The organism is Streptomyces scabichelini (assembly GCF_011045015.1).
GTDB classification, from domain to species: domain Bacteria; phylum Actinomycetota; class Actinomycetes; order Streptomycetales; family Streptomycetaceae; genus Streptomyces; species Streptomyces scabichelini.
In genome coordinates, this window is the sequence record NZ_JAAKZY010000460.1 from 1 (window position 1) to 1421 (window position 1421).

Sequence of the window (1421 nt, forward strand, 5' to 3'; positions counted from 1 at the left end):
GCGGGGGGGGGCGGGCCGACCGCGAGGGTCCGCAGCGCCGCCTGGATCGAGGTCGCCGCGCCGGTACGCACCACGTAGGCCGCGGCCATGGAGCCGGTCCGCCCGACACCGGACACCGGCTCCGCAGTGCACGAACACCGGACCGGTCGACGACGCCACAGTCCGCAGGAAGCGGTCGACCTGTTGGTTGGTGGGCGTCTGCCCGTCCCTGATCGGCATGTGCACGACCTTCAGCCCCGGCCTCCCGGGGCACCGGTGGGCGCTGGGCGTGGGTTCAGCCGAGGCGGCTTCAGCAGCTGGGGACCGAGCCGGTGCCCGTCTCCAGCGCGCGGAGGGCGTCGACCGTGCCCTTCAACGTCGTCACCGGAATCAGCCGCAGCCCCTTCGGCAGCTCCGACTCCGCGTCCGAGCACTCGGCCTTCGGTACGAGAAAGACGGTCGCGCCGTCGCGTTTGGCGGCCTGGGTCTTGAGGGCGACACCGCCGACCGCGCCGACCGTGCCGTTGGCGTCGATGGTTCCGGTGCCCGCGATCGTACGGCCGCCGGTCAGATCGCCGCCGCTGCCGTCGCCGTCCAGCTTGTCGACGATGCCGAGCGAGAAGAGGAGTCCGGCGCTGGGTCCGCCGACGTCGGCGAGCTCAAGGGTGACCTTGATGTCGTCCGGGTCCTCGCCGAGATAGTTCAGGGCAGCCTCGGTGGCCGTGTTCTGGGACTTCCGCATCTCCTCGGCGTTGTACTCCTCGATCTCCTTGACGGTGTCGCCGCTCGGGTAGACGGAGTCGCGCGGCATCACGGCCCGGTCCGTGGCGAACCAGCCGTCGATCACATCGCTCAGACGCACGTCCGCGTCGGGTCCGGTCGCCACGATGGTCGTCATCCGCAGCTGCCCGCGCGTCTTGTGGGTCTCCGTGCCGATGATGGTGATGACCGGCTCTCCCTGGTTCTCGCCCAGAACATTCGCCGTCATCCCGGGCTGCGCCACCGCGAACGGCAACGGCGCGAAGGCCGTTGTGGCCAACAGGGCCACGACCGGCAGAGCGAATAGGGCAACGGCCCGGGGGCGTGAGAGGCGAGAGAACACGGGATCAATCTAACGCCGTGTGCCTCCGGCGGTTCAGCGGGGCGCCTACGGGGGTGGTGGGTTCGGTTCGTGGGCGACTGCGGGTCCGTCGTGGCTGGTCGCGCAGTTCCCCGCGCCCCCAAAAGACCAAAAGACGAGCCCTCAGCCACTACGCACCGCAACTTGCCCACCGGCGGGAGGGGTCGTGGGCCGGTGCGTCGTACGCCCGTCGCGTAGGTTCGGTCTCAGGCCACCCGCACTGTGTACCGACACCGGGCCGTATGCCCACCCTGCGACGGGCTGACGCACCGGCCCACGGCCCCGACCCCCAACGAACCCAGGGGCGCGGGGAACTGCGCGA

General features: G+C 70.8%; 2 protein-coding genes. Both read right to left on the bottom strand.

The features are described from left to right. On the bottom strand, nt 1-219 hold a 219-nt coding region (locus G5C60_RS50655; protein ID WP_420907495.1), incomplete at its 3' end, for a fused DSP-PTPase phosphatase/NAD kinase-like protein. Nucleotides 220-289: 70 nt separating this feature from the next. Continuing rightward, a complete protein-coding gene (locus G5C60_RS50660; protein WP_165271077.1) occupies nt 290-1081 on the bottom strand; it encodes a S16 family serine protease in 792 nt (263 codons plus the stop codon). Nucleotides 1082-1421: the final 340 nt, after the last annotated feature.